Raw genomic sequence first — 26,110 nt, 5'->3', positions numbered from 1 at the left:
CCGGCCTCACACACCCAGCGTTCTGGGGTGTTTGGATGTTCGGGGAAACCGGCACAACGTATCCGGCAAAGGTGCCCGTGGGTCCGCTGCGGCGCGCCTCTGTGGCGCCGAGGAGCGGAGCGTCGCCGGCCGCACGCCTGCCGAAGGACAGGCGTGCTTCGTTGTCTGACTTGCCGCAGCTGTTTGAACGTAGTGAACGAAGTGAACGGAGTGAGTTCTGCGGCAGGCCGGCGACGCGAGCACCGCAGGGAAGTCGGCGCGAAGCGACGACCGCCACAGTGGCGCGCCGCAGCGGACCCGCGGGCACCTTTGCAGCGCGCTATCGCAACATTCGCCGCAGACTCAGCCGCGTCACCCGCTCACGCGCCCCAGCTGCAGCTCCCGCAGCCGCTTCACATCGCGCGCCGGCGGCGAGCCGAAGAAGCGGCTGTACTCCCGGTTGAACTGCGACTGGCTTTCATAGCCCACGCGATGCCCCGCGGTCGCGGCGTCCACGTGTTCGCTGATCATGATGCGCCGCGCCTCCTGCAGCCGCAGCTGCTTCTGGAACTGCAGCGGGCTCATCGCGGTGACCGCCTTGAAATGGTGGTGCAGCGAGGACACGCTCATGTGCACCTCGTCCGCCAGCGCTTCGACACGCAGCGGCTCCTGGAAGCGCCGCGAGAGCACGCTGATGGCCTGCGTGATGCGCTGGCTGTGGCTGTCCACGATAGCCATCTGGGCCAGGCGCCAGCCATCGGGCGACTTCAGCAGCCGGTACAGGATCTCGCGCACGATCAGCGGCGCCAGCGCGGGCACGTCCTCGGGCGAGGCCAGCAGCTTGACCAGGCGCAGCACCGGGTCCAGCACGGCGGTGGAGAGTTCGCCGGTGTAGATCCCGCGCGAGGAGGCGCGCGCGGGCGCGGCTTCGCCGAAGCGGAACTCCAGCGCCGCGGCGGCAATGTCCTTGACGTCGAAGCTCAGCTTCAGGCCCAGGTAGGGGGCCTCCGGCGAGGCGTCGATCACCTGGCCGGACACCGGCAGGTTCTGCGCGACCACCAGGTACTGGCTGGTGTCGTAGATGTAGACCTCGTCGGCCAGCAGCACCCGCTTGCTGCCCTGCGCCAGCACGCAGAAGGCCGGGTCGTAGACCGCGTGCACCGGATGCTGCATCTGCGAGGCCCGGGCGAGCGCCAGACGGGGGACCGCCGTCGGATGGACGCCGTCGGCACCGCCGGTGAGCCGGTCGATCAACGCGGCGAGCTCGGCCCGCATCACGGTGACCTGCAACTGATCGGACGATCGGTCGTCCTGCGGTGCTTTCTGGAGGGATGTCAGCATGCGCCGAAGCTTAAAGCTTTGCTGCCGCTTGTCTCGTCTTGGGCTTTCGCGTTGCAGGATCGTGCAAACATGCGCAAGGATCCTGCAAGGCGTTAGGCCCCGGGGAAAGGTCTATTTGCGCATCGGCTTCACCTTGGTGCGCCCCGCACGCGCCAGCACCTCGGCAAAAGCGGCGGCCGCAGGAGAAAGGCTGCGGCCGGTCCGGCGGACGATGCCCAGCGTGCGGCTGATCGCGGGCTTCTCCAGCCGCACGCCCACCACCGATGCCGCGCTGCGGGGCAGCGTCAGCTGCGGAACCACCGCAATGCCCAGTCCGCTCTCCACGATCCCGATCAGCGTCGAGACGTGGCGCACCTCGCAAATCGGACGGGGCAGCGGCGGCAGCTCGGCGAGCGCCTGGTCGATGAACAGGCGATTGCGGCTCGCGTGCGACACGCGCGCCAGGGGATAGGCCGCAAGCTCATCCCAGCCTACGGAGCGGCGCTTCGCGAGCGGATGCCCCGCCGGGCAGGCCAGCACGTAGGGCTCCTTCAGCAGCGGGGTGAATTCGACATCCGGGTCCTGCATGCCGATGTAGTTCAGCGCGAAGTCGGCTTCTCCCCGCTTCACGCTCTCCAGCACCTCGTCCGCGCCCTCCTCGATGATGCGCACCAGCACGCGCGGGTGGCGCTTGCGGAAGTCGTGGATCACCGGCGGCAGAAAGTGATGGACCGTGGAGAGCACGCAGCCGACCGTCACATCACCCGCCTCCAGCTCCGCGGCGTCCCGCAGGCTGAGGACGGAGCGGTCCAGGCCCTCCACCAGCCCGCGGACCTGCCCCAGGAAGCGCTGCCCCAGCACCGTCAGTTCGACGCTGCGCGTGGTCCGGTCGAACAGGCGCACGCCGAGCAAGTCTTCCAGATGCGAGATGCGGCGCGAGAGCGCGGGCTGCGACAGGTGCAGCGCACGCGCCGCCGCCGCGAAGCTTTGCAGCTCCCCCACGGTGACGAAGGCGCGCAGGTCCGCGAGCGACGGCTTGATCATGGCAATCCATTCATGCAGCGAGTGCAATAAAACCCCAGAAGAATGCAATTTACTGCAACGTGCCGCGGGGAGAAGATGCGCGCACAACAACGAAGGAGACATCACCATGCAACGCCGCCATCTGCTGCAGGCCGCATCGGCGGCCATCGCAGCGCCGCACCTGGCCTTCGCGCAGGGCTACCCCGCGAAGCCGATCCGCTACATCGTCCCGGTCGCCGCCGGCGGCGGCAACGACATGATCGCCCGCGTCGTCGCCGAGCGCTGGGGCCGGCTGCTGGGCCAGAGCTTCGTCGTCGACAACCAGAGCGGCGGCGGCGGCGTGGTGGCCTGCCAGACCACCGCGCGCGCCGCGCCGGACGGGTACACGCTGATGCAGGGCTACGTCGCGACCCACGGCACCACGCCCGCGACACGGCGCGTCAGCTACGACGCGATCAAGGACTTCACCCCGATCGGCATGATCGGCGCCACGCCCAACGTGCTGGCGGTCAACGCGGAAGTGCCGGCGAAGAACGTCAAGGAGTTCATCGACTACGTCAAGCGCAGCCCCGGCAAGGTGAGCTACGGCTCGGCCGGCGCGGGCTCGCTCACGCACCTGACGATGGAGCTCTTCAAGCAGGAGACCGGCGCGTTCATGCTGCACATCCCGTACCGCGGCATCGCGCCGGCCATCAACGACCTGCTCGGCGGCCAGACGCAAGCCATGTTCCCCGGCCTCGCGGCGGCCCTGCCGCACCTCCGCTCGGGCCGCATGCGCGCGCTGGCCGTCACCGGCAAGCAGCGCAGCGCGCAGCTGAAGGACGTGCCCACCATGGAGGAGATCGGCTTCAAGGGCTTCGACGCCATGCAGTGGTACGGCTCCGTCGGGCCGGCCGGCCTGCCCGCGGACATCGTGGCGCGCCTCAACGAGACGCAGGTGGCGGTGCTGAAGGCGCCCGACCTCGCCGAGAAGCTTTCCGCCGAGGCCGTCGAGCCCTGGCCGATGACGCCAGAGCAGTTCGGCCAGTACATCGGTGCCGAGATCGCACGCTGGACCGCGCTGGCCAAGGCACGCAACATCCGCCTCGACGAGTGATCCTCGCCGGCGCCTCATTCACCACCCTCAGCAACCAGAGAAGATCCCCGTGGCTCGCAATACGAACGTTCCTGCCGACCTGTCGGCACCTCCGATCACCGCCATCCTCGCCAAATTCGTCACCGGCCATCCCTCACGCGGATGGAGCGACGCGGTGGAGCGCGAGGCGCATCGCACCTTCTACAACTGGCTCGGCTGCGCGATCGGCGCGGCGCGCCACGAAGCGGCCGATGCGGCCCTGGCCGCCGTGCAGCTGCTGCAGCCGGCGCCGCAGGCGACCGTGCTGGGCCGGCCGGAGAAGATCGACATGGCCAGCGCGGCGCTGGTCAACGGCATCACCTCCCACACCTTCGACTTCGACGACACCCACCTGAAGACGATCATCCATCCCGCCGGCCCGGTCGCCTCGGCCGTGCTGGCACTGGCCGAGCGCAACGGCGCCGCCGGGCGGGACGTGATCGATGCGCTGGTGCTGGGCATCGACGTGGCCTGCCGCATCGGCAACGCCATGTACCCGGACCACTACGACCGCGGCTGGCACATCACCGGCTCCACCGGCATGCTCGGCGCGGCGGCCGGCTGCGCGCGCCTGCTGCGGCTGGACGAAGCGCAGACGGCCATGGCGCTCGGCATCGCGGCCTCGCAGCCGGTCGGCCTGCGCGAGCAGTTCGGCACGATGACCAAGCCCTTCCATCCCGGCGCCGCCGCGCGCGCGGGGCTGATGTCCGCGCTGCTGGCGAGCCAGGGCTTCACCGCCAGCGCCCGCGCGCTGGAGGCGCCGCGCGGTTTCGTGCAGGTGGCCTCGGACAAGCGCGCCTGGAACGAAGTGACCGACGAGCTGGGCGAGCGCTTCGAGATCTCCTTCAACACCTACAAACCCTTTGCCTGCGGCATCGTGATCCATCCCAGCATCGACGCCTGCGTGCGGCTGGGCGCGCAGGGCGTCACGCCCGAGCAGGTGGAACGCATCGAGCTGCGCGTGCACTCGCTGGTGCTGGAGCTCACCGGCAAGAAGGAGCCGAAGGACGGCCTGCAGGGCAAGTTCAGCGTCTACCACGGCTGCGCGGTGGGTCTAATCCACGGCCGCGCGGCGGAGGAGGAGTTCTCCGACGCGGTGGTCAACGACCCGCAGGTCGTGGCCCTGCGCAACAAGGTGCAGGCCAGCGTCGACGACAGCATCGACGAAGCGGCGGCCCATGTGACGGCGGTGCTGCACGATGGGCGCCGCGTCGAGGTTCACGTGGACCACGCCATCGGATCGCTGCAGAACCCTCTGACCGATGCGCAGTTGGAGGCCAAGTTCGGCTCGCTCGCGGTGCCGGTGCTGGGCCAGGCCCGCTCGGACGAGATCACGAAGACCTGCCGGACGCTGGCCTCGCTGCCCGACGTGCGCGCCCTCACGGCGCTGTGCGGCGCGTGACCCCTCCCACTTCCACCGGACCCCAAGTGACGACCACCCTCGCACCCCTTCGCATCGGCATCCTGAACGGCGACGACATCGGCCACGAGATCGTGCCCGCCGCCGTGGACATCGCCCGCGCCGCGGCCGAACTGCACGGCGTCCAGATCGACTGGCGCCCTCTGCCCATCGGCGCGCGCGCCCTCGAGACGCACGGCCACACGCTGCCGCCCGAAACCATGGAGGGCCTCCAGTCGCTGGACGGCTGGATCCTCGGACCCATCGGGCATCGCGCCTATCCCAAGGGGCCCAGCGCGATCAACCCGCACCCGATCCTGCGCAAGCAGTTCAACCTGTTCGCCAACGTCCGCCCGACGCGCTCCTACCCCGATATCGGCTGCCTGCACGAGGGGGTGGACCTGGTGATCGTGCGCGAGAACAACGAGGGCTTTCAGCCGGACCGCAACATGGTCGCCGGCTCGGGCGAGTTCCGCCCGACCGACGAGGTGACGCTCTCGGTGCGCGTGATCACGCGCACGGGCAGCCGGCGCGTCGCGCGCGCGGCCTTCGAGCTCGCGCGCCAGCGGCGCAAGCACCTCACCTACGTCCACAAGGACACCGTGTTCAAGCTCGGCTGCGGCATGTTCGTGGAGGAGTGCCGCAAGCTCGCGGCCGAGTACCCCGACGTGCGCGTCGACGACGTGATCGTCGACACCTTCGCGATGCGGCTGGTGCGCGATCCGCAGAACTTCGACGTGGTGGTGACGACCAACATGTTCGGCGACATCCTCTCCGACGAGGCGGCCGGGCTGGTGGGCGGCCTGGGCATGGCGCCGGGGCTGTGCATCGGCGACGGCGACGTGGCGATGGCACAGGCCACGCATGGCTCGGCCCCCGACATCGCGAGCCGTGGCATCGCCAACCCCTACGCCATGATCGAATCCACGCGCATGCTCTTCGAGTGGCTGGGCCACAGCCGCGGCAACGAAGGCGCGGTGCGCATGGGCGCGTCGATGTCGCGGGCGACCACGGCGGCGCTGGCCGACCCGCGCGCCCGCACGGGCGACATCCGCGGCAGCGGCAACACCGCGGCCTTCACGCAGGCCGTGCTGCGCAACCTGCAGAGCTAGCGGCCATGCAGTCCTATCGGATGCAGATGGCCGAGACGGGCACCGCGCTGGCGCTGCGCGATGTCCCCGCGCCGACGCCGGGCCCGCATCAGCTGCTGGTGCGCCTGCACGCCGCGGCGCTGAACCGTGGGGAGTTCCTGCCGGGGCATGGCCCACAAGGCCAACCCGGCAGCTGGAAGGCGATCGGCGGCGAGGGCGCGGGTGTGGTCGTGGCCGCCGGCGCCGAGGCGAGCGGCTTCCAGCCGGGCGACCGCGTCATGGGCCGCTGCGCGGGCGCCTTCTCGGAATACGCACTGATGGAGGCGGCGGAGGCCATGGCGATGCCGGAGAGCCTCGCGTGGGAGCAGGCGGCCGGCATTCCGCTGACCTTCCTGGTGGCCTTCGACATGCTGGTGCTGCAAGGCCGGCTGAAGCCGGGCGAATGGCTGCTCGTCAACGGCGTGTCCTCCGGCGTGGGCGTGGCCTCGCTGCAGCTGGGCAAGGCCCTGGGCGCGCGCGTCATCGGCACCTCGGGCTCGCGCGACAAGCTGGCCGCACTCGAGCCGCTCGGCCTGGACGTCGCGCTGTGTACCCGCGAGCCGGACTTTGCGCCGGCGGTGATGGAGGCGACCGGCCGGCACGGCGCCGACCTGGTCGTCAACACGGTCGGCGGCTCGGTGTTCGCGGAGAACGTGCGCGCGATGGCCTTCGAAGGGCGGCTGGCCACCGTGGGCTACGTCGACGGCGTGCTGCACGCCGACATCGACCTCGCGGCCCTGCATGCCAGGCGCCTCACCTTCTTCGGCGTCTCCAACAAGCTGCGCACCCTGGAACAACGAGCGGCCGCGATCCCGCGTTTCGTCGCCGAGGTCCTGCCTCACTTTGCGGCGGGACGCATCCAGCCGCAGATCGACCAGGTGATGGACTTCGCGCGGCTGCCGGAGGCCAAGGCCCGCATGGAAGCCGGCGCGCATATCGGAAAGATCATCGTGCGCATGCCGGCCTGATCTCCGTCGCCGGCGAAAAACTGCTCGCGCTTGCGGATCAGCAGGTCATCTGTGCAGCGGCGCGCACTTCGCGCAGCAGCGCATACACCGCATCGTCCGGCGCCGCACGCCCCACGGGCTGGCGCTTGCCGAACAGGGCCTCGTCGCCGAGCGCGAGCTCCGGGCGCTGCCGCTCCTCGATCCAGTCGTACACCACGGTCCGCGCGGCGACGCGCCACTCGCCGCGGCGACGCTCGAAGCGGTCCACGTAGCGGCCGCACAGGAGGGTCTGCACCGTCGCGCCGGCCGGGGCCTGCAGCGCCAGGAAAGAGCTCTCCACCGCGGCGAGCTCGCCATGCAGCTCGATGCAGATGTTCGACACCTGGTGCACGCGCCGGCCGCCGCCGCGCAGGCGTTGCAGGGCCTGCTCGATGAAGCCGGCGGCGCTGCCGTTCCAGGCGCCGTGGCAGTCGGTGGCGTCCTCCCAGTAGGCGGAACGCAGCGCAGCCTCGTCGGCGCGGTCGATGCCGCGGCAGTAGCGGTACAAGCACTCGCGGATGGCCTCGCGGTCGAGCAAGGCCTGCAGCTGCTCTTGCGCTGCCGAGCTCATGGCGCCGGCGTGGCCGCGCGCTTGAACAGCTGCACGACGTTGCCTTCCGGGTCGCGCAGCGACAGGACCGCGCCGTGCGCGCCCATGTCGCGGATGCCGAGCACCTCTCCCCCCGCGCCGGCGATGCGTTCCTGCGCCGCGGCGAAGTCCTCCACCTCGAACACCATCACGAGCCCGGAGGTCGCAGGCGCCGCCTCTTCCCTGCAGGCGAGCGCCACGCTGGTGTTGCCCACGCTGTACTGGAACCAGCGCTCCTGGTCGCGGAACTTGAGCTGCAGCCCCAGCGCGGATTCGTAGAAGGCGTGCAGCTCGGCCGGCCGTTCGGCCACCACGTACACGTTCTGCAGACGCTTGGGGCCGCTCACAGCGAGGTCTCCGACGCGCCGCCGTCGAGGCGCAGCACATCCGCATTGATGAAGCGCGAGCCGTCACCGGCCAGGAAGCAGATCGCGTCGGCGATGTCTTCCACCGTCCCGAGCCGGCCGAGCGGCGTGCGCGCGATGCGCTTGGCATCGAGCTCGGCATTGCGGTGCTTGGCCGTGCCCTCGGTCGGCACCGCGCCCGGCGCCACCGCGTTGACGCGGATGCGGCGCGCGCCCAGGTCGGCGGCCGCGGCGCGGGTGATGCCGAGCACGCCGGCCTTCAACCCGCTGTACACCACCGACCGCGCCGGCGACTTGAAGGCGGCGATGGACGCCACGTTGACGATCGAGCCACCGCGCTCCGGATCCATCGCCTCGGCGGCGGCCTGGATGCCCCAGATCACCGACTTGAAGCCGATCTCCACCATCCGGTCCATCACCTCCGGCGTGATCTCGGCCAGCGGCTGGTAGCGCACCCAGGCCGCGTTGTTGACCATCACGTCCAGCCGCCCCGCCTCGCGCGCGAAGCGCAATACCGCTTCGCGCATGCCCTCGCGGGTCGAGACGTCGCCCGGCATCGCGACCGCCTTGCCGCCGAGGCGGCGGATCTCGGCGACGGTGTCTTCCACGAACTCCGGCTTGAGGTCGTTCACACCGACGGTGGCGCCCAGCCGGGCCATTTCGAGCGCGGTGGCGCGGCCGATGCCGTGGCCGGCGCCGCTGATGAAGGCCGCGCGGCCTTCCAGGGATGCATTCATGGTTTGCCTTTCGTTTCCGGCACCAGCAGTGCATCGAGCGCGAAGGCGCCCTGCCCTTCATCCAGCACCACCAGCGGATTTATGTCGATCTCCGCGACGGCATCCGCATGCCGCACGGCAAAGCGCGAGAGGCTCGCCACCGCACGCGCGGCGGCTTGCACGTCTGCACGCGGCCGGCCGCGTGCGCCATCGAGCAGGGCGAAGGCCTTGAGCGAGCGCAGCATCGCGACCGCCTGCGACTCGCTCACCGGCGCCACCTGCAGGGCGACATCCTTGAGCACCTCGGCGAAGATGCCGCCCAGGCCCACCATCACCACCGGGCCGAAGACCGGATCTTTCTTGGTCCCGAGGATCAGCTCGGTGCCGCCGCGCGCCATCTGCGCCACCAGCACGCCGTCGATGCGGGCCCGTGGCGCCTTCTGCACGACGCGCGCCAGCAGGCTGTCGTAGTCGTCCAGCAGCTGCGGCTCCGATCCCACGCCGACGACGACGCCGCCGACCTCGGTCTTGTGCGCAATGTCGGGCGAGACGATCTTGAGCACGACCGGGAAGCCGATCTCGCGCGCCGCCGCCAGCGCCGCGTCGCGGCTCGATGCCGTGATCTCCCGGAGCACGAGAAGCCCCGCCTGCGCGAGCGCGGCCTTGGCGCTCGCCTCGTTCGCAAAGGCTTCGGCGGACAGCGCGGCCTTCGCTTCCGGCGCCGTCTCCGTTTGAACGGCCTCGCTCCGCGTGCCGAGCCGCACCAGCGCCGCCAGCGTCGCGCAGGCCGCATCGATGGTCTCCACGGTCGGGAAGCCCATCCCGTGCAGCTGCGCCGCCACTTCGCGCGGCGGCTTGCAGCACAACAGGACGAGGCGCGAGGGATGGTCCCGGCGCAGCTGCTCCAGCGCGGCGATGTAGACGTCGCGCAGCCGCGGCAGCTGGAAGGCATAGGCGGACTGCAGGATCAGGGCATCGCAGGACTCGTCGTCCGCCACCGCCGACAGCGCCTGCACCAGCAGCTCCGGCCGGCTCGACACCTGGGCCGTCATGTCGACCGGATTCACGGCCGATGCGAAGGGCAGCGCGGCGACGATACGCTCCTGCGTGCGCGCCGAGAGCTTCGGCAAGGCCAGGCCGTGCATGCTGGCCGCATCGGCCATCAGCACGCCGAAGCCGCCCGAGGCGGTCATCAACGCGGTGCGGTTGCCCTTCGGCGCGCGGTCCGCGCCGACCACCGCGATCGCGTGGCCCACTTCCAGCAACTGCTCGATGCTGGGCACCCGCAGGGCGCCGCCGTTGCGCAGCACCACGTCGAACACGGCGTCGGAGCCCGCCAGCGCGCCGGTGTGCGATGCAGCCGCCTCGCTGCCCGCGGCGGAAACGCCGACCTTCAGCACCACCAGGGGTTTGCCGGCCTCGCGCGCCATCGCCATGGCGCGCAGCAGCTTGGCGCCGTCTCGGCAGGTTTCCATGCAGCACAGGATCACCGAGGTGCCGGGGTCGCGCGCCAGCGAGGCGATGGCATCGGCGATGTCGACGTCGCATTCGTTGCCGGTGGTGAGCAGTCTGCTGATGCCGATGCCGCGCTCGGCCGCCAGCCGCATGGTGTAGCTGCCGAGGTTGCCGCTCTGCGACACGATGCCCACCGGCCCCGCGGCGGGCAAGGCCGACTCCAGCGCCACGGAGAAGGTGGCGATGCTCTTCTCGGGCACGCCGATCGAGCCCAGGCAGTTGGGGCCGACGACGCGCATGCCCGACGCTCGGGCCACTTCGCCGATGGCGCGCTGCAGCCGGGCGCCCTCCTCGCCCATCTCGGAGAAGCCCGCGGTGAGGATGACCGCCGCGCGCACGCCGCGAGCAGCGCAGTCCTGCACGACCTCCAGCACGCCGCCGGGCGGCACCGCCACAACGGCCAGCTCGGGCACTTCCGGCAGATCGCCCACGCCGGCGTAGGCGCGCAGCGACTGGACCTTGCCGGCCTTGCGGTTGATGGGGTAGATCGCACCGGCGTAGCCGTACTTCTGCAGGAACTGCAGCGGCCGGCCGCCGATCTTGGTCACGTCGTCCGAGGCGCCGAAGATGGCGATCGAGCGCGGCCGGAACAGCGCGTCGAGACCCCTTCCCACTTCGGCTACTTCAGCCACTTCAGTCACTGGCGCCACCTTGTCGAGTTCAGCCACGCCCATGGTTCATTGCCCCTTGTAGACCGGCTTGCGCTTTTCCAGGAAAGCCTGGCGGGCCTCCTTCGCGTCGTCGGTCTTCGACAAGGCCATGGTGAAGTTCTGCTCGAAGCGGTAGCCGTCGCGCTGCGGCATCAGGTCCATCATGTTCGCGGCCTGCTTGGCATAGGCGATGGCGACCGGGCTCTTCGACGCGATGTCCTGCGCGATCTGCATCGCGAGGGGCATCAACTGCTCGGCGGGAACCACTTCGTCCAGCACGCCGCGGCGGTACATCTCCGCCGCCGGCACCCGCATGCCGGTGAAGAACATGCGGCGGGTGAAGGAGCGCCCCACCATGGTCCTGAGCATCGACACGCCACCGGCCAGGCCCACGTTGATCTCGGGCATCGCGAAGCTCGCGTCCTCGGAGGCGAGGAAGATGTCGCAGGCGGCCATCAGGCCCATGCCGGCGCCCAGCGCGGGGCCGTTGACGGCCGCGATCACCGGCTTGGCGCACTCGCGGATCGCGTTGCCGGTCTCGCGCGTCAGGCGGTTGTGGCCGAGGAAGTCGCCGGCCTTGTCTGGGTCGGGACGGTCCTTGAGGTCGGCGCCGGAGCAGAAGAACTTGCCGGTGCCGGTGAGGATGGCGGCGCGGATGTCGCTGCGCTCGGAGATCTCGTCGAAGACCTCGATCAGGCGCCGCCGCGTTTCGCGGGCCAGCGCGTTCACCGGCGGCTTGTCCAGCCGCACCACGGCGACGTATTCGGAAACTTCGAGGCTGACGCTCATCGTGAACTCCTGGAAACGTGGGGGGTGCCGAGGTCGCGCAGCGCGCCCTCGGGGTCCTGTGGCGCGAGCAGGCGCGTGGCATGCGCGAGGCGGTCGCCGTAGCGGAACTCGGAAGCGAGCAGGCGCTGGGCCATGCGGGTGGCCAGCACTTCCTCGCTCACGCCCATGCCGCCGTGCATCTGGATCGCGGCTTCGGCGCAGGCCCTGGCGGTCTCGGCCAGCGACACCTTCATCAACGCCAGCGTGCGGCGCAGGCCGGCGGCATCGGTTTCATGCTCGTGAAAGGCGTGCATCAGCTGCCCCCTCGCGCCGAGGTAGCGCACGTACATGTCGGCCGCGCGGTGGCGCAGCACCTGAAAGGACGAGAGCGCGACGCCGAACTGGCGCCGCTCCTTGAGATGGTTGACGGTCTGCTCGATGAGCGTGGCAAGCGCTGCCACGGTATCGGCTGCCGTCAGCAGAAGGGCCGCGTCCTGGGCACGCAGCAAGGCATCCTGCGCCTCGGCACCGCGCGCGAGGCAGGCACTGGCGGGCACGGCGAGCTGCACCAGCCTGAAGTCCTCTGTGTGCCGGCCTTCCATGGTGCGGTAGGCGGCGGCAGGCGCGACGCGCTCGGCGTCGACGAGGAAGATCGCCGTCTCCTGCGTGCCCTGCAGCACGGCGGGCACCAGGTAGTGGGTGGCGGCCCGCGAGACGTCGACGCCCAGCGCGTCGCCTGTCAGCGCAAAGCCGATGTCGAGCTGCTGCGCCTGCACGGCGATCTCGTCCAGCGGCGCGGCCAGCGCCGTGAGCGGCGCGATCCTGGCGCTGCCCTCGCACACGGCCTGCAGCCAGCGCGCGGCGGCTTCGGGCTGCGCTGCCTGCAGCAGGAGGGGCGCGATGGCACAGGCCTCCACCACCGGCAGGTGCAGGCCGTGCGTGGCGAGGCCCTCGACGATGGAGGCGAGATCGGCCAGCGTGCCGCCTGCTCCGTCGAGTTCCTCGGGCACCAGCGTGCAGGCCCAGCCCATCTCGGCGATCGGGTCGGTGTCCGCGAAGTCGTGCGCCGCGGCGTGGTCCTGGGCGAAGCGGCTGGCTGCGTCGAGCAGCATGCCGGGGAACAGGGGATTGAATGAGGTGGGCACAGGTCAGGCTCCGAGCAGTTCGTGGGCGACGACGTTGCGCTGCACTTCGGAAGTGCCGCCCGCGATCGTTCTTGCCCGCGTGAACAGGTAGTTCTGCACCCAGGTCGCGCCGGGCTCGCCCTCGCCCTCGTCGACGAGGAAGCGATGCGCCGCATCCGGCCCGACCGCGTCGAGCGCGATGGTGGTCAGCCGCTGCGCGACATCGCTGCACAAGAGCTTGAGCGTCGAGGGCTGCGCACCGAGCGGGCGCTGGTGCATCAGGTCGTCGGTGGCGTTGGCCAGTACGGCGCGCGCGCCTTTCAGGTCGGCCTCGGCCAGCAGCAGCCGGTAGCGCAGGCTGCCGAAATCCCGGCGCCCGGCGCTGTCCCTGGCGGCCTCGTCCACCACACGGGTGACCTGCCTTCTCACCAGCTCCAGCCGGGAGACGCTCGCGGGCGGCAGGCGCTCGCGCTCGAGCAGGTACTTGGCGCAGGTCCAGCCCTTGCCCTCCTCGCCGATCAGGTTGGCGGCGGGGACGCGCACCTCGTCGAAGAACACCTCGTTGAGGTGGTGCCAGCCGTCGATGGTGCGGATGGGGCGCACCGTGATGCCGGGCGTGCCCATCGGCACCAGGATCAGCGAGATGCCCTCCTGCTTCTTCGCCTCCTTCGAGGTGCGCACCAGCATGTAGATCATGCTGGCCTCGTGGGCATGCGAGGTCCAGATCTTCTGGCCGTTGACCACGTAGTCGTCGCCGTCGCGCCGGGCGCTGGTGCTGAGCGAGGCCAGGTCCGAGCCCGAGCCCGGCTCCGAGTAGCCCTGGCACCACCAGTCGGAGCCATCCAGGATGCGCGGCAGGAGGCGCGCCTTCTGCTCGGGCGTGCCGAAGCGGATGATGACCGGGCCGATGTGGCCGAGGCCGTGGTGGTAGAGCGGCGGGCACTCCGCCTCCGCCATCACCTCCTCGAAGATCAGCCGCTGCTTCAGGTCCCAGCCGGTGCCGCCGTACTCCTTGGGCCAGCTGGGCGCGCCCCAACCCTTGGCGTGCAGGACCTGGTGCCAGCCCAGGTACTCGCGCTTGGTGACCTTCTGGCCCGCGGCCACCACGGCGCGGATTTCCGGCGGGCAGGCGCTGCGGGCGAAGTCTTCCAGCTCGCGGCGAAAGGCGGCGTAGGCATCCGCCTCGGCGCCGGGGGCGTCGGTGTTCGACATGTGGTCTCCTGTCAAAGTGTTTTTGTCTATCGGGCCTCGGCCGGGGCGGCGTCCGCGCCGGCCTGCAGCTCGCCGCCCTTGCGCAGCTTGTCAATCAGCTCGTCGAGCGCGGCGGCGGCGCCGTCCGCGTCGCGTGCCCGCAGGCAGTGCACGACCTTGCGCCGCAGCGGGAAGAGGTCCGGCCGCGGCCGCACCGGGACGTGCGTCATGCGTTCGCGCAAGATGGTGGTCATCGTCTGTGCCATCAGCGTGAGGGCCTCGTTGTGCCCGGCCGTTGCGATGGCGGAGAAGAAGCGGCTGGCCGAGTCGATGCGCTGCGCAAGCGTGTCGGTGGCCTGGTGCGCTTCTATGACGTCGACAGCGGCCTCGATCGCGTCGATCTCGCCGTCGCTGGCGCGCTCGCAGGCCAGCCGCAGCAGCGTGCCGTACAGCGTGCGGTAGGCCTCGTCGATGTCGGGCGAGCCGAGCCGCCCCTGGACCACCAGGTTGCGCAGCGACTCCGCCAGCATCATGTAGGCGCCCTTGTAGAACACCAGGGCCTGGTCGGTCGGGCCGCTGCTCATGTGCCTGACTTCCCCGATGAAGACATGGTGATCGCCGGCCTCGTGGCGGGCGTAGACGCTGCATTCGAAGCTGGCCAGGCAGTCCTCGATGACGGGCATGCCCAGCGGCCCCGCGTGCCAGGCCACGCCCTCGAACTTGTCCGCGATCTTGCTGGAGGCGAAGCGGCCCGACAGCGCATCCTGCCGCTGCGACAGGATGTTGATGGCGAAGCCCTCGGCCTCGGCGAAGGTCGCCATCAGCCGGCTCTCCTTGCGCAGGCTGAACAGCACCAGCGGCGGCTCCAGCGAGACGGAGCTGAAGGAATTGCAGGTCAGGCCCGCGGGCGTCCCGTCGGCCGCGCGCGTGGTGATGACGGCCACGCCGGTCGGAAAGCAGCCGAGCAGCTGCCGGAACAGTGCCGGCTCGATGCCATCGCGTTGCAAGGTCGTGCGAGTCATGGCGTACGCCTTGGCGCCTCAGGCAGCGGCTGTCTCGATGACCGGCTGGGCCACGTGAGGCGGGTCGTTGGCGATCTCCCGCTGCACGGCGGGCATGATCACCTTGGCCCACAGCTCCAGGTGCTTCAGCATCGTGGGGTGGTCGAAGTCGCCCATCTGCGTCTGGAAGCAGTAGTGCACGGGCTTGATGGCGCGGATCTCGCGCACCACCCGCTCGATCACCGTGTCCACCGGGCCCACGGGCAGGAGGGCACGCATTTCGTCGAGGGTCGGCTCGCCGTCCACCATCGTCTCGGCCACCTGGTAGTCCTCGCCGATCTGCGCCGTGCGGCGCTTCAGGCTGAGGGCCACGCGGCGCTGGTAGCGGGCGCAATCGAGGTAGCGGTCGACCTCGGCCTTGTTGTCGCTGGCGTAGGCCGCACGCAGCACGCCGACCGGCACCTGGGCCGGGTCCTTGCCTTCACCCAGGGCTACCTTATCGATCAGGGCGCGGGTGGCCTGCAGCTTCTCGACGCCGCCGTCGCCGCCGGAGACGAACACGTGGTGGCCGCCACGCACGGCGCGGGCCAGGAAGGTCGGGTCCACGCTGGTCACCCACAGCGGCGGCATCGGCTGCTGCACCGCGCGCTGGCTGATCGCGCTCTCGGGCTGCTGGTAGAACTGGCCGTCGTAGGCGAACTTCGGCTCCTTCAGGCCCAGCTCCAGCATGTCCAGCATCTCCAGCGTGCGCTGCTTGGAGGTTTCCAGCGAAACGCCGAAGCGCTCGAACTCGAAGTGCTGGTAGCCGGAGCCGATGCCCAGGTTCAGGCGGCCGTCGGACAGCTGGTCCACCATCGCCACGTCGGCGATCAGGCGGGCCGGGGTGTACAGCGGTGCGACGACAATGCCGGTGCCCAGGCGAATGTTGCGGGTGACGGCGGCGCAGTGCGCGATCATCGTGAGCGGCGACGAGCACATGCCGTAGTTGCTGAAATGATGCTCTGCGAACCACGCGCCGCCGAAGCCCAGTTCGTCCGCCAGCCGCGTCTGCTCCACGGCGTCGCGCAGGATCTGATGGGAGGTCTTATGTTTGTTTCGCTGCTGCATCAGAATGAAGATTCCGAAATCCATGGCCGGGCTCCTTGTTGGTTGCGTGCGGTCGATGGTAGGAGTGGGGTGCCTCTCCTGTTCGCCACGCCGCGTACACCTTCTTTGCGTTTTCTGAAATGAAGGCCCTCGACTCGCTGCGGATCTTCGTGACGACGCTGCGCAAGGGCAGCCTCTCGGCCGCGGCGCGCAGCCTCAGCCTGTCGCCCGCCACCATTTCGCGCCGCATCAGCGCGCTGGAAGATGAGCTCGGGGTTCAGCTGGTCGACCGCACCAGCCGCAATCTCAAAGTCACCGAGGCGGGCAAGGCCTTCCTGGCGCGGGCGGAGGTGGTGCTGGAGGCGATGGCGGAGGCAGAAGAGGCGGCGCGCAGCTCCAAGCTACTGCCCGAGGGCCGGCTGCGCATCCACTCGCGCACGCAGATCGGCCTGCGCGTGATCGCGCCCCTGCTGCCGCGCTTCGCCCAGCGCCATCCGGACATCCAGCTCGAGTTCGAACTCTCCGAACACCCGGTGAACCTGGTGGAGCAGGATTTCGACATCGACATCCGCACCGGGGAGTCGAACGATTCGAGCTTCGTGATCAAGCGGCTGCTCAGCAGCGACGAAGTGCTGGTGGCCAGCCCGTCTTTCATGAAGGTGCACAAGCGCATCCACCATCCGCGCGACCTCACGCAGGTTCGCTGCCTCACCTACCGCCGAGAGCACGAGGCCACGACCTGGAAGTACATCGACGAACAGGGGGAACAGCAGGTGCTGGTGATCCAGGGCGTGCTGAGCTCGAACAACGGCGAGCTGCTGCGGCTGGCCGCGATCGGCGGGATGGGGATTGCGCTGCTGTCGGAACCCACCGTGCGCAGCTGCATCCAGGACGGCACGCTGGTGCGGCTCCTGCCCGAGCACCGGTTTGCGGTGCGGGCCTTCTCCAACGGGATCTACGCGGTGTTTCGCCAGAGCCGCACGCTGCCGTTGAAGGTGCGCGCCTTTGTCGACTTCATGGCCGATGCGCTGCGCGAGGGCGACGCGCTAGCCCAAAAGAACTAAGAAGTCGATCGGCCCAAGCCGTAGGGCCGCGCATTCGATCAGGCAAATCTGGTGTTTTCTGACGCCGCCGCTATTGCGGAGGTGCGCACCAGAATCCGGCCCTTCAAAAACAAGAAGGGTCGATGTGATGAATGCCAGGGGAGGCTTCCTTCTGACGCCCAGGCCGGAAGGAAGAACATGAACAAGCACCTTCACAGGGTGGTCTTCAATGCTGTGCGCGGCCTGCGCGTGGTGGTGCAGGAAACGGCCAGGAGCGCGGGCAAGGCAACGGGGACAACGCCCGCGATCGCGGCGGGCGCTCTTTTTGGCGTGCTGGTGGCGCTACCCGGCCAAGCCAGATCGTGGGCGCGCCGGGCGTGGCGCCTGGCCTGCGGCCCACGGTGCTGGTGGCGCCCAACGGCGTGCCCCTGATCAACATCCAGACCCCCTCGGCCGCGGGTGTCTCGCGCAACCTCTACCACCAGTTCGACGTCCAGCGGGGCGGCGTCATCCTCAACAACAGCCGCAGCGATGTGCAGACGCAATTGGGCGGCTGGGTGCAGGCCAATCCCTATCTTGCGACCGGGCCGGCGCGGATCATCCTCAACGAAGTGGTCAGCGGCAAGCCGACGCAGCTGCGCGGGGCCATCGAGGTGGGCGGGCAGCGGGCCGAGGTCATCGTCGCCAACCCCGCGGGCATCGCCGTCGATGGCGGCTCCTTCATCAACGCCAGCCGTGCCACGCTCACCACCGGAGCGCCGCAGCTCAATGCTGCCGGCGGGCTGGACGGCTACGTGGTGCGCGGCGGCACCGTCAGCATCGATGGGGCGGGCCTGGATGCCAGGAGCACCGACTACGCGGCCATCCTCGCGCGCGCCATCAAGGTCAATGCGGGCCTCTGGGCCAACGAGCTCAAGGTGGTGACCGGCGCGAATCAGGTCTCGGCCGATCAAGGGCAGATCAGCCCGACCACCGGCACCGGCACCGCGCCCGTCTTCGCGCTGGATTCGTCGCTGCTCGGGGGTATGTACGCGGGCAAGATCACCCTGATCGGCACGGAACATGGCGTCGGTGCGCGCAATGCGGGCACGATCATGGCCGCGGACGGCTCGGGGCCGCTGGGCGGTGTCGGCGAACTGGTCGTCACTGCGGCCGGGCGGCTGGAGAACATCGGGACGATGCAGGCCGCGAGGCGTGCCGACATCGCGGCCCAGAGCCTCGCCAACAGCGGCCGCATCACGAGCGGCGGGGACCTCAAGATCGCCACCCAGGGCACGCTGGCCAATGCGGGCACCAGAGCGGCATGGGGCCGGTGACGGCGCTGGTGGTGACCCTGGTAGTGGGCGTCGCGACGGCAGGTGCGGGCACGTCCGTGATGGGCGCTGCCGGCGCAGCCGCCTATCCCGCGACGACCGCGGCCATCCAGGCCGGCATCACGACGATGGTGAGCAGGGCGACCCTCTCGCTGGCCAACAACGATGGCGACTTGGGCAAGGTGCTCGAGGAGCTGAGCAGCAGCGAGGGCATCAAGGCCATTGCCACGTCCATGGTGACGGCGGGCGTGATTCAGGGTCTCAATGACGCCGTTGGTTTGGGCGCTCCGTCAGCGGATCTGAGCTGGCAGCAACAACTGGGCCGCAACGTCGCGGACGGCACAGCCAGTGCCGTGGTGCGCAGCGCCATCAACGGAACGCCCCTCGAAGACGAACTTCGGTATGGCTTGGCGAACGCGCTGCTGACGACCGCGGCCACGCAAAGCGCCAATGCGATTGCCTTGAACACGGGAGAGGGTTCCGCACTCAACCGCTTCACGTCCGAACTCGCGCACGCGATCGCGGGATGCGCCGTCGGTGCAGGTCGTGCGAGCGCGACCGGGGGCGCGACCGGCGACGGGTGCGCGGCCGGTGCTGTAGGTGCCGTCGCTGGGCACCTGTTCGCGCAATTCGTCGGTGAGGGCGTTCCCCTGGATCAAACCGTACAGTTCAGCCGCCTGATGGGTAGCGTGGCAGCGGCCATTGCCGGTGGTGACGAGCGGGGCATCTATATCGGGGCTTCAGCCGGCGAGAACGCAGCGGAGAACAATTTCGGCTACCTGCTCACGCTCGCGCCGCGCGTGAGCAACTATCTCGAGCGCGCCGTCCGCTTGGGCGCGAGCGCTCTGAGTTCGGCAGAGACCACGTTGGTCGAGCGTTGTATTGGTTCGGCGGCTTGCAACGCGCTCCTGCCAGTGGGCGCCGCAGCGACCTGGGCCATCGGTGCTCAGATGGCGGCGCACCAGCCATCGCTTGCGGATCAGATCCCGACGGGGTATGGCGCAGGCGGCGTTCGGGTTTTGGATGGGTCTACCAGCACGTCGGCGGATGTCATGCAAGGGTCGAACATCACGACGACGCCTGGAACTGTAGTAGGTAGTTTGGGGCCGCCCGGATTCAACGTTGCAGAGCCATGGCTGACAGATACGTCGACCTCACTGCCGAACAACGGTCCGCTGGGTGGCTCGATCATGATGAGCCAAACTGGCTGGGTTCAGGTGAATGAGTCAATGTCTCCGCAGGCGCGTGCCTATCAAACGCAAATTACAGGCGTATCGGGCCAAGCGTATGTCGTGAGCGGCGTGAAGTTCGATGGTGTCGGCAGCAATGGAATCTTGCTTGATGCGAAAGGAAGTGGCTATGCCAACTTCGTCTTGGGCAATGGAGAATTTGCCCCTTGGTTCGCAGGCGAGCAAAGCCTTGTCGAACAGGCAAGGCGGCAGGTTGAAGCAGCGAACGGCACGCCAATTCAGTGGAGTGTTGCAGAGCCATCGGCGGCAATAGCGATGCAAAATCTACTTAGCGATCGTGGGATCAAGGGGATCAACGTTGTGCACGTCCCACCAAAATAACGTGACTGAAGGAAAGCAGATGGAGTCTTTTTTTGCCTGCGCATACTGGGGGGCTCGGCGGGAAGAACTTACCGCATGTGTGGCGCGTACACAGCAGTGCCTAGCTTCGCTGGCTCAAGTGAGTGACGATTTTTCTACTTGGCGTGCCAAGGGGATGACCCGCAAAGCCGCACTGAGCAATCCGCCTATCACTTCGGAATCCTTGGACGTGCTGAAGGAACTCTTCGTCAAAGGGCTCAACCACAAGGACATCGGAGGCGAGGTGATTGAACATTTGGGTTTCGAGATGGGAATATGGAACGGCCTATCTGCTCATCGCGTTGCATCGCTTGGTATTTGTTGCGGTATGCATTCGACAGTCTCGGGGTTGAGCAATTCAGTGGTGCTTAGCCTGCCGATGAGCTTTGATGTGAGCTCCACGGAGGCGGTTGCGAAACTGATGGTGGCTCTGGTTGGTCCATGGGATCCGGAATGGGCCGTCGTTTTCTCTCGAGTGGCACGCGATGCCCAGCAAGAGCACGGCCCGTTCCTTGACAGAGCCCTATACGTGCGGTCAGGAGTAGAGCTTCCGCCGGATCTTCCATTGAATGCCGTAGCCCGCGACCTGGAGCGCGGGCGCCTTGTGATGCCTGCCGCGCTGACCTGATGCCGTGAATCGGTGAGGCCAAAGCGCGCCGCGTTCAGTGGATGCCGGCTTGATCATCTATCGATCCTGACTGCTGTGTTCTTTACCGCAGCATGAGAGATGAAACTCGAACGTCAAGGAAGTCCCAGGATGGCGAACGTGCCCGAACCGCAGGTAAGAAAGTGAATTCTCGCGGAGCCTGGCGCGCGCCACGCTCGACGCGACGGACATCAGCTGCGAAGCAGCGGCGACACGACGCTTCGCGCAGAGTACCGCGGAGGGCTTGATTCTTGAAAGCGGGAGCCAAGCCATCGGCGCAGCTGGAGCATTTGTCGATGGCAGCCGGACATCGCGTCTGCTCACACGTTCACGGCGGGACAAGTGTTGGGACTCAATTGCGAGTGGCCTTATGCGGCGCAACTGCCGACCATCAGAGTACCGACTCTAGTGTCCGTCCGCGAACCGATGCGGCGCAACACCCCCCGCAGGCAACCCCCTCACCTCGAACAGCCCACCATCCTGCACCCGCTCTCCCGCAAGGTGCGTGCTCCTGGAGATCGACGTGACATAGGCGACATCGAAGCGCAGACCACCGAAGCACAGGCTGGTCGGGTAGGTCGCCGGCAACTCGACCATGCAGTCCAACCGGCCGTCGGGCGCAAAGCGGGCCATCTTCCCAATGCGTGGCAGCACCGTCCACACGAAGCCCTGCGCGTCCACGGTCGCGCCGTCGGGGCCGGATCCGAAGTCCTCGGTCTGCGCGAAAACGCGCCGGTTGGCGAGCGGCGCGTCGGGCGCGTAGTCATAGGCCCAGATCGTGCGCACCGTGCTGTCGGCCACATACAGCGTGCGGCCATCCAGGCCGAAGCAGGGTCCGTTGGTCAGCCCGAAGCCGTCGGCGATCTTCTCCACCGAGCGGTCCGGCCGCAGCCGGTACACGCCGCCGAGGATGGCGTCGCCCGGCTGGCGGTTGATGTGCATGGTGCCTGCGACGAAGTTGCCCCAGGGGTCGCACTTGCCGTCGTTGAGGCGCACGTCCGGGTGGTCGACGTCGATGCTCGCAATCACCTCCAACTCGCGCGTGGCGAAGTCGTAGCGGGCAAAACCGTTCTTCAGCGCCGCGACCACGGCACCGCTCTCGCAGGGCGCGATCGAGCCGACCGGCGCGGGCAGGCTGTGCTGCTCGATCGCCCCGGTGGCGGGCCGCATGCGCCGCAGCGTGCCCGCCAGCGAGTCGATCCAGCAGAGGGCGCCCGCGGGCGCGTCCCAGCAGGGGCTCTCGCCCAGCAGGTCCTTCGTGTCTCCAATTCTTCGAATCTCGATGGCCATGGTGATGCTTCGGTGTTCGCGTGTTGCGCCGCAGTGTGGCAACGATCCGGCGCCTGCAGCGCCGCGCCGTGCAAAGCAGCTTTGCAGTTGCCGGTTTCCCGGTGCCGCCGCGGGCTCCTAGAGTCCCGCGGATGAACGAACGAGCCGCACCTCCCCCGCCGCCCCTGCAGGGCATCCGCGTCATCGAACTCGGCAACTACATCGCGGGCCCGGGCACCGCGATGACGCTCGGCGACCTCGGTGCCGAGGTGGTGAAGATCGAGTCGATGGAAGGCGACATGGCGCGCCACACCGGCCACTTCGGCCACGCCATGCTGCGGGCCTACAACCGCAGCAAGAAGTCGATCGCCCTCGACCTGCGCCAGCCGCGCGGCAAGGAGATCGCGCGGCGCCTGATCGCGGGCGCCGACGTGCTGGTGCAGAACCTGCGGCCCGGCGCCGCCGAGGCGCTGGGCCTGGGCGCCGAGGCCCTGCGCGCGCAGCACCCCGGACTGGTCCACGTGTCGATCGCCGGCTTCCCCGCCGAGGCGCCTTCGCGGGACCGGCCCGGCTACGACATCGCGGCGCAGGCGGAGAGCGGGATGATGTCCGTCACCGGCGAGCCCGGGGGCCTGCCGCAGAAGGTGGGCGCCACCATCATCGACGCGGCGACCGTGCAGGTGGCGGCGCAGGCCACGCTGGCCGCGCTGTTCCGGCGCGAGCGCACGGGCCTCGGCGAGACCATCCGCGTCTCGCTGCTGGAGGTGGCGCTGAACCTGCAGTTGCCGAACTGGAGCGACTACCTGGTGCGCGGCGTGGAGCCCACCCGCAGCGGCGACGGCCAGCCGATGAACGCCCCGGCGGCGGACATCTTTCGCACGCGCGACGGGATGGTGGTGGTCTCGGCCTACGTGCAATCGCACTGGGTGCGGCTGTGCGAGGCGATCGGCTGCCCCGAGCTGGCGGCGGATGCGCGCTTTCTCACCAACGAGCTGCGGGTGGCCAACCGCCCGGCGATGAAGGAGGTGGTGAGCGCGCGCCTGTCGCACTGCAGCACGCAGGAGTGCGTGGCGCTGCTCACGCGCAACAACATCGTGGTGGGCGTGGTGCGCAGCTACAGCGAGGCCCTGGCGGGCGAGGACTTCCGTTCGAGCCGCATGGTCATCGACGTGGCGCCGAACGGCGAGCGGCCGGGCTATCCCAGCTTCGGCCTACCCTATGAGCTGTGCGACACACCGCGCCGGCCGACCCAGGCCGCGCCGGCGCACGGGGCGCATACCGAAGAGGTTCTGCGCGGGGCGGGCTTCGGGGAGGAAGAGATCGCGGCGCTGCATGCGGAGGGCGTGGTCAAGGCAGAGCCGGCGGGTGCCCCACGGTGAAGGCGCGCGCGTCCGGCCCGCGTGCACGGCATACAAAGCAGCTTTTCATTCCTTGCACGCCGGCTCGCCCTGCCCCGCCCTAGACTGGCCCGGCGCGTCGGTCCCGGTCGGGCATACCGCCGCAACGCAGGCCCTATGAGAGTCAATCAGGAGACAAAAGTGAGCTACAGGAAATTCATCTCCGGCGTGCTGTTCGGACTGTTCGCGACACTGGGCCCGGCCCAGGCGCAGCAGCCCATCCGCATCGTCGTCCCCTTCGCCGCAGGCGGCGGCACCGACCAGTACGTGCGCATCCTCGCGGCCGAACTCACCAAGCGCGGCACGCAGGTCATCGTGGACAACAAGCCGGGTGCCAGCGGCATCGTCGCCGCGGACTACGTGGCGCGCTCCCGCCCGGACGGCAACACGGTGCTGGTGTCGTCGCTGGGCACGCTGGCCAACAACACCATCCTGTACGAGAAGCTGCCCTACGACCCCAAGAAGGACTTCGCGCCTGTCACGCAGATCGCCTACCAGCCGGCGATCATCGTCGGGCGGGCCGACCTGCCCTACAAGAACATCCGCGAGATGGTGGACTATGCCAAGGCCAACCCCGGCAAGATCAACCGGGGTTCGCCCGGCGCGGCCATCCTGACCAACCTCGCGCCCCTGAGCTTCGAGAAGAACAACGGCTTCAGCACGACCCACATCCCCTTCAATGGCGATGCCCCCGCGGTCCAGGCACTGCTGAGCGGCGAGATCGACATCCACGGCACCTCCATCACGGGCTCGCTGCCCCATGTGCGCAGCGGCAAGCTCCGGGTCCTGGGCGTGATGGACAGCAAGAGGATGCCCCAGGTGCCGGACGCACCGACCTTCAAGGAACTGGGCTACGACCTCGAGGCCACCCTGTGGTACTCGCTCTCGGTGCCCGCCGGCACGCCGAAGGAAGCGATCGAGCGGCTGAACCGCGCCGTCAACCAGGTGATCGCCGACCCGGAGTTCGTCGAGCGCGCCCGGGCCGTCGGCATGGAGCCGCGCGGCGGCAGCCCGGAGGATCTCGCGAAGTTCGTCAACACCGAGTTCAATCGCTGGGTGCCGCTGTTGCAGAGCCTGAACCTGCCGAAGCAGGCGCACTGAGGAAGCGTCCGGGCCCAGGTCGGGTAGTCTCGCCCCCATCGACATTGAGATGGAGGCGGTGGACATGTACCTGGAACGAGGCGGCGAAGGCCCGGACCTGCTGCTCATGCTGCATGGGATGGGCGCGACGGGGGCTGTGTGGTCGCCCTTATGCGCAGGGGCCGGCAGTCGCTGGGCGGGCCGGTGGATCGCGCTGGACTTGCCCGGCCACGGGCAATCCGATCGCCAGGATGCCTACGCCATCGGGCAGACCGCCGCGGCGGTGGCACGCGCCGCGCTGCCGCACGTCGATCCCGCAGGCCGGCTCGTGGTGCTCGGACACTCGCTGGGCGGCGTGATCGGTCTTGCCCTGGCCACCGGCTGGTTCGGCCTCACGCCGCACCGCGTCTTCGCAGCCGGCATCAAGATCGCGTGGAGCGACGATGAGCTCCGCCGCATGGAGACCCTGGCATCCCAGCCCGCCAAGAACTTCTCCACGGAAGAAGAAGCGTGGGAGCGGTACCTGAAGGTCTCGGGCCTCGCAGGGATCGCCGACGCAGCGGCCCCCGTGGTCGCGCGGGGCATCCAACGCAGCACCGAGGGGTGGCGTCTCGCGATGGATCCTCGCGCCCATGGCGTCGGCAAGCCGCCGATGTCGGAGCTGATGGCGCTGGCCCGCTGCCCGGTCCATCTGGGCCGCGGGCGCGATGACGCGCTGGTCACGATGGAGCAGATGCGCGCGCTCGATCCCGAGGCCTCGGACCTGGGGCCGCACGGCCACAACGTGATGGTCGAAGCGCCCGCGCGGGTGTGGGACTGGGTCGCTTCGTTCACCTGAAGCCAGTGCGACCGAGGCCATCGCCGGGTCATCGGGAGCCGGGATTGCCTCTCGCCACCAAGTGCTCCATCAATGCGCGCGCGGCAAGCGAGAGCTGATCGACTTCGCGAAAGCACACCACGAACCGGCGCTCGGCCCAGGCTTCGGCCAGCGGGATGACAGCCAGCCCATCGCTGGCGCCTTGTCGTTCGACCACCTCCCGCGGTACCAGGCTGATGGCCAGGCCCGCGCGCACCACGTGCAGCGCGGCCTCGAAGTTGCTGACGACGATGCGGTGGACCAGCGTGCGCCCCAGTTGTGCGGCGGCACGTTGCAGCATGACCTGCAAGGCGCTGTTGACCCGCAGGCCGACGTGCTCGTGATCGAGCGTCTGCTCGAAGCGCAGGCTCTTGCGCCTGGCCAGCGGGTGCCCGGGCGGCACCACGATGCACAAGTGGTCGCTTCGGTAGGGCCGCGCCTGCAGCGATCCGAGCTCGACCGCATCCCAGCACACGCCCAGGGACGCCATGCCCTCGTGCACGCCGCGCACGACCTCGGGGCTGATCCGCTCCTCCACGTCCACCTGGATGGTGCGATGCGCCCGCATGTTCAGGAAGGCGGCCACGTCGCCGGCCAAAGACTCGGTCATCGCGGAAATGCTGGCCAGCATGCGCACTTGACCGTGCGCGCCCGCCACGTAGCTTTCCATGTCGCGCTCGATGCGCGCCGCGCCGTCGAGCATGCTGCGCGCGTGCTCCAGCAGCGTCTGGCCCGCTGGCGTCGGCACCACTCCGTGGCGCTTGCGTACCAGTAGCGGCGTGCGCACCTGGTGCTCGAGCTGCGCCAATCGCTTGCTGATGGCCGAGCCGACGATGCTTGCGCGCTCTCCCGCACGGGACATGTTGCCGGTCTCGCAGACGGCCACGAAGAGACGCAGGGTGGTGAGGTCGAAGTCGCGCAAGATATTCCGGTTCGGAACTCTGATGTTCCTAAATAGCGA

At 68.9% G+C, this 26,110-nt stretch carries 25 protein-coding genes; 12 read left to right on the top strand and 13 right to left on the bottom strand.

Translation table 11 applies throughout. The features are described 5' to 3' along the window. Nucleotides 1–351 precede the first annotated feature (351 nt). Together GXN78_RS18605 and GXN78_RS18600 are read right to left on the bottom strand one after the other, a co-directional pair. Nucleotides 352–1,320, bottom strand: coding sequence for an AraC family transcriptional regulator (locus GXN78_RS18605; RefSeq protein ID WP_106554820.1), 969 nt, complete (start codon nt 1,318–1,320; stop codon nt 352–354). Nucleotides 1,321–1,431: 111 nt separating this feature from the next. Further along, nucleotides 1,432–2,343, bottom strand: coding sequence for a LysR family transcriptional regulator (locus GXN78_RS18600; protein WP_106554821.1), 912 nt, complete (start codon nt 2,341–2,343; stop codon nt 1,432–1,434). Between the two features lie 106 nt (nt 2,344–2,449). Between GXN78_RS18600 and GXN78_RS18595 the strand changes: the two genes are divergently transcribed. The 4 genes from GXN78_RS18595 to GXN78_RS18580 are packed head-to-tail and all read left to right on the top strand — an operon-like array spanning nt 2,450 to nt 6,933. Then, a complete protein-coding gene (locus GXN78_RS18595) occupies nt 2,450–3,418 on the top strand; it encodes a tripartite tricarboxylate transporter substrate binding protein (protein ID WP_106554822.1) in 969 nt (322 codons plus the stop codon). A 49-nt stretch (nt 3,419–3,467) separates the two neighbouring features. Continuing rightward, nucleotides 3,468–4,838: an MmgE/PrpD family protein gene (locus tag GXN78_RS18590; protein ID WP_106554823.1), complete on the top strand. Its 1,371-nt coding sequence runs from the start codon at nt 3,468–3,470 to the stop codon at nt 4,836–4,838. 26 nt (nt 4,839–4,864) lie between these two features. Beyond that, a complete protein-coding gene (locus tag GXN78_RS18585) occupies nt 4,865–5,947 on the top strand; it encodes an isocitrate/isopropylmalate family dehydrogenase (RefSeq protein WP_106554824.1) in 1,083 nt (360 codons plus the stop codon). Between the two features lie 5 nt (nt 5,948–5,952). Then, nucleotides 5,953–6,933 carry a zinc-binding dehydrogenase gene (locus GXN78_RS18580; RefSeq protein WP_106554825.1) on the top strand — a complete coding sequence of 327 codons (981 nt, stop codon included), beginning with the start codon at nt 5,953–5,955 and terminating at the stop codon, nt 6,931–6,933. 37 nt (nt 6,934–6,970) lie between these two features. Here GXN78_RS18580 and GXN78_RS18575 read toward each other — a convergent pair whose 3' ends face one another. Genes GXN78_RS18575 through GXN78_RS18535 form a run of 9 tightly spaced genes read right to left on the bottom strand, consistent with a single transcriptional unit; the run spans nt 6,971 to nt 16,001 of the window. Beyond that, nucleotides 6,971–7,522 carry a nuclear transport factor 2 family protein gene (locus tag GXN78_RS18575; protein WP_106554826.1) on the bottom strand — a complete coding sequence of 184 codons (552 nt, stop codon included), beginning with the start codon at nt 7,520–7,522 and terminating at the stop codon, nt 6,971–6,973. After that, nucleotides 7,519–7,887: a VOC family protein gene (locus GXN78_RS18570; RefSeq protein WP_106554827.1), complete on the bottom strand. Its 369-nt coding sequence runs from the start codon at nt 7,885–7,887 to the stop codon at nt 7,519–7,521. The genes GXN78_RS18575 and GXN78_RS18570 overlap by 4 nt, the downstream gene beginning before the upstream one ends. Further along, nucleotides 7,884–8,642 (bottom strand): glucose 1-dehydrogenase, encoded by a 759-nt coding sequence (locus tag GXN78_RS18565; protein ID WP_106554828.1) that lies wholly within the window; start codon nt 8,640–8,642, stop codon nt 7,884–7,886. Before GXN78_RS18565 ends, GXN78_RS18570 begins: the two co-directional genes overlap by 4 nt. Continuing rightward, nucleotides 8,639–10,804: an acetate--CoA ligase family protein gene (locus GXN78_RS18560; RefSeq protein ID WP_239142762.1), complete on the bottom strand. Its 2,166-nt coding sequence runs from the start codon at nt 10,802–10,804 to the stop codon at nt 8,639–8,641. The genes GXN78_RS18565 and GXN78_RS18560 overlap by 4 nt, the downstream gene beginning before the upstream one ends. A 9-nt stretch (nt 10,805–10,813) precedes the next feature. Beyond that, on the bottom strand, nt 10,814–11,575 hold the full coding sequence (locus GXN78_RS18555; protein WP_106554830.1) for an enoyl-CoA hydratase/isomerase family protein: 762 nt from the start codon (nt 11,573–11,575) through the stop codon (nt 10,814–10,816). Then, on the bottom strand, nt 11,572–12,699 hold the full coding sequence (locus GXN78_RS18550; protein ID WP_106554831.1) for an acyl-CoA dehydrogenase family protein: 1,128 nt from the start codon (nt 12,697–12,699) through the stop codon (nt 11,572–11,574). The genes GXN78_RS18555 and GXN78_RS18550 overlap by 4 nt, the downstream gene beginning before the upstream one ends. Before the next feature lie 3 nt (nt 12,700–12,702). Next, entirely contained in the window at nt 12,703–13,890 is a 1,188-nt protein-coding gene (locus GXN78_RS18545; protein WP_106554832.1) for an acyl-CoA dehydrogenase family protein, read from the bottom strand. A gap of 26 nt (nt 13,891–13,916) precedes the next feature. Continuing rightward, nucleotides 13,917–14,891, bottom strand: a complete 975-nt coding sequence (locus tag GXN78_RS18540) for a flavin reductase (protein WP_106554833.1) — start codon at nt 14,889–14,891, stop codon at nt 13,917–13,919. An 18-nt stretch (nt 14,892–14,909) separates the two neighbouring features. Continuing rightward, a complete protein-coding gene (locus tag GXN78_RS18535) occupies nt 14,910–16,001 on the bottom strand; it encodes an LLM class flavin-dependent oxidoreductase (RefSeq protein WP_106554834.1) in 1,092 nt (363 codons plus the stop codon). A gap of 95 nt (nt 16,002–16,096) precedes the next feature. Here GXN78_RS18535 and GXN78_RS18530 point away from each other — a divergent pair, with 95 nt between their 5' ends. The 5 genes from GXN78_RS18530 (at nt 16,097) to GXN78_RS18515 (ending at nt 20,529) form a co-directional block, all read left to right on the top strand. Beyond that, complete coding sequence (locus GXN78_RS18530; protein ID WP_106554835.1) at nt 16,097–17,020, top strand: LysR family transcriptional regulator; 924 nt, start codon at nt 16,097–16,099, stop codon at nt 17,018–17,020. A gap of 177 nt (nt 17,021–17,197) precedes the next feature. Next, nucleotides 17,198–17,431 (top strand): ESPR domain-containing protein, encoded by a 234-nt coding sequence (locus GXN78_RS41305; protein ID WP_239142761.1) that lies wholly within the window; start codon nt 17,198–17,200, stop codon nt 17,429–17,431. Beyond that, complete coding sequence (locus tag GXN78_RS18525) at nt 17,362–18,315, top strand: filamentous hemagglutinin N-terminal domain-containing protein (RefSeq protein WP_239142760.1); 954 nt, start codon at nt 17,362–17,364, stop codon at nt 18,313–18,315. Before GXN78_RS41305 ends, GXN78_RS18525 begins: the two co-directional genes overlap by 70 nt. Continuing rightward, nucleotides 18,303–19,883 (top strand): DUF637 domain-containing protein, encoded by a 1,581-nt coding sequence (locus tag GXN78_RS18520; RefSeq protein WP_106554836.1) that lies wholly within the window; start codon nt 18,303–18,305, stop codon nt 19,881–19,883. The genes GXN78_RS18525 and GXN78_RS18520 overlap by 13 nt, the downstream gene beginning before the upstream one ends. Nucleotide 19,884: 1 nt before the next feature. Beyond that, entirely contained in the window at nt 19,885–20,529 is a 645-nt protein-coding gene (locus tag GXN78_RS18515; protein ID WP_146162978.1) for an Imm52 family immunity protein, read from the top strand. Nucleotides 20,530–20,952: 423 nt separating this feature from the next. On the opposite strand, the gene GXN78_RS18510 is transcribed toward GXN78_RS18515, so the two are convergent. Then, on the bottom strand, nt 20,953–21,837 hold the full coding sequence (locus GXN78_RS18510) for an SMP-30/gluconolactonase/LRE family protein (RefSeq protein WP_106554837.1): 885 nt from the start codon (nt 21,835–21,837) through the stop codon (nt 20,953–20,955). Nucleotides 21,838–21,968: 131 nt separating this feature from the next. Here GXN78_RS18510 and GXN78_RS18505 point away from each other — a divergent pair, with 131 nt between their 5' ends. From GXN78_RS18505 to GXN78_RS18495, 3 genes are all read left to right on the top strand, one after another. Continuing rightward, nucleotides 21,969–23,195, top strand: a complete 1,227-nt coding sequence (locus GXN78_RS18505; protein WP_106554838.1) for a CoA transferase — start codon at nt 21,969–21,971, stop codon at nt 23,193–23,195. A 159-nt stretch (nt 23,196–23,354) separates the two neighbouring features. Continuing rightward, the gene (locus tag GXN78_RS18500; protein WP_106554839.1) at nt 23,355–24,314 is read left to right on the top strand and encodes a tripartite tricarboxylate transporter substrate binding protein; all 960 of its coding nucleotides are present in this window, start codon (nt 23,355–23,357) and stop codon (nt 24,312–24,314) included. Nucleotides 24,315–24,378: 64 nt separating this feature from the next. Next, entirely contained in the window at nt 24,379–25,131 is a 753-nt protein-coding gene (locus tag GXN78_RS18495) for an alpha/beta hydrolase (protein WP_106554950.1), read from the top strand. Between the two features lie 28 nt (nt 25,132–25,159). Here GXN78_RS18495 and GXN78_RS18490 read toward each other — a convergent pair whose 3' ends face one another. Continuing rightward, nucleotides 25,160–26,071, bottom strand: coding sequence for a LysR family transcriptional regulator (locus tag GXN78_RS18490; RefSeq protein ID WP_106554840.1), 912 nt, complete (start codon nt 26,069–26,071; stop codon nt 25,160–25,162). Nucleotides 26,072–26,110 lie beyond the last annotated feature (39 nt).

Origin of the sequence: Variovorax sp. WS11 (assembly GCF_010499245.1) — a bacterium.
Taxonomy (GTDB): Bacteria; Pseudomonadota; Gammaproteobacteria; order Burkholderiales; family Burkholderiaceae_C; genus Variovorax.
Note: the sequence above shows the minus strand (reverse complement) of the source record. Positions and strands in the feature narration are given on the sequence as shown.

Bases quoted from the DNA above. Each gene is read 5' to 3' on its own strand.
- GXN78_RS18505 (WP_106554838.1), top strand. From the start codon at position 21,969: ATGAACGAACGAGCCGCACCTCCCCCGCCGCCCCTGCAGGGCATCCGC.
- GXN78_RS41305 (WP_239142761.1), top strand. From the start codon at position 17,198: ATGAACAAGCACCTTCACAGGGTGGTCTTCAATGCTGTGCGCGGCCTG.
- GXN78_RS18605 (WP_106554820.1), bottom strand. From the start codon at position 1,320: ATGCTGACATCCCTCCAGAAAGCACCGCAGGACGACCGATCGTCCGAT.
- GXN78_RS18580 (WP_106554825.1), top strand. From the start codon at position 5,953: ATGCAGTCCTATCGGATGCAGATGGCCGAGACGGGCACCGCGCTGGCG.
- GXN78_RS18510 (WP_106554837.1), bottom strand. From the start codon at position 21,837: ATGGCCATCGAGATTCGAAGAATTGGAGACACGAAGGACCTGCTGGGC.
- GXN78_RS18595 (WP_106554822.1), top strand. From the start codon at position 2,450: ATGCAACGCCGCCATCTGCTGCAGGCCGCATCGGCGGCCATCGCAGCG.
- GXN78_RS18530 (WP_106554835.1), top strand. From the start codon at position 16,097: ATGAAGGCCCTCGACTCGCTGCGGATCTTCGTGACGACGCTGCGCAAG.
- GXN78_RS18545 (WP_106554832.1), bottom strand. From the start codon at position 13,890: ATGTCGAACACCGACGCCCCCGGCGCCGAGGCGGATGCCTACGCCGCC.
- GXN78_RS18600 (WP_106554821.1), bottom strand. From the start codon at position 2,343: ATGATCAAGCCGTCGCTCGCGGACCTGCGCGCCTTCGTCACCGTGGGG.
- GXN78_RS18575 (WP_106554826.1), bottom strand. From the start codon at position 7,522: ATGAGCTCGGCAGCGCAAGAGCAGCTGCAGGCCTTGCTCGACCGCGAG.
- GXN78_RS18555 (WP_106554830.1), bottom strand. From the start codon at position 11,575: ATGAGCGTCAGCCTCGAAGTTTCCGAATACGTCGCCGTGGTGCGGCTG.
- GXN78_RS18565 (WP_106554828.1), bottom strand. From the start codon at position 8,642: ATGAATGCATCCCTGGAAGGCCGCGCGGCCTTCATCAGCGGCGCCGGC.
- GXN78_RS18535 (WP_106554834.1), bottom strand. From the start codon at position 16,001: ATGGATTTCGGAATCTTCATTCTGATGCAGCAGCGAAACAAACATAAG.
- GXN78_RS18520 (WP_106554836.1), top strand. From the start codon at position 18,303: ATGGGGCCGGTGACGGCGCTGGTGGTGACCCTGGTAGTGGGCGTCGCG.
- GXN78_RS18540 (WP_106554833.1), bottom strand. From the start codon at position 14,891: ATGACTCGCACGACCTTGCAACGCGATGGCATCGAGCCGGCACTGTTC.
- GXN78_RS18495 (WP_106554950.1), top strand. From the start codon at position 24,379: ATGTACCTGGAACGAGGCGGCGAAGGCCCGGACCTGCTGCTCATGCTG.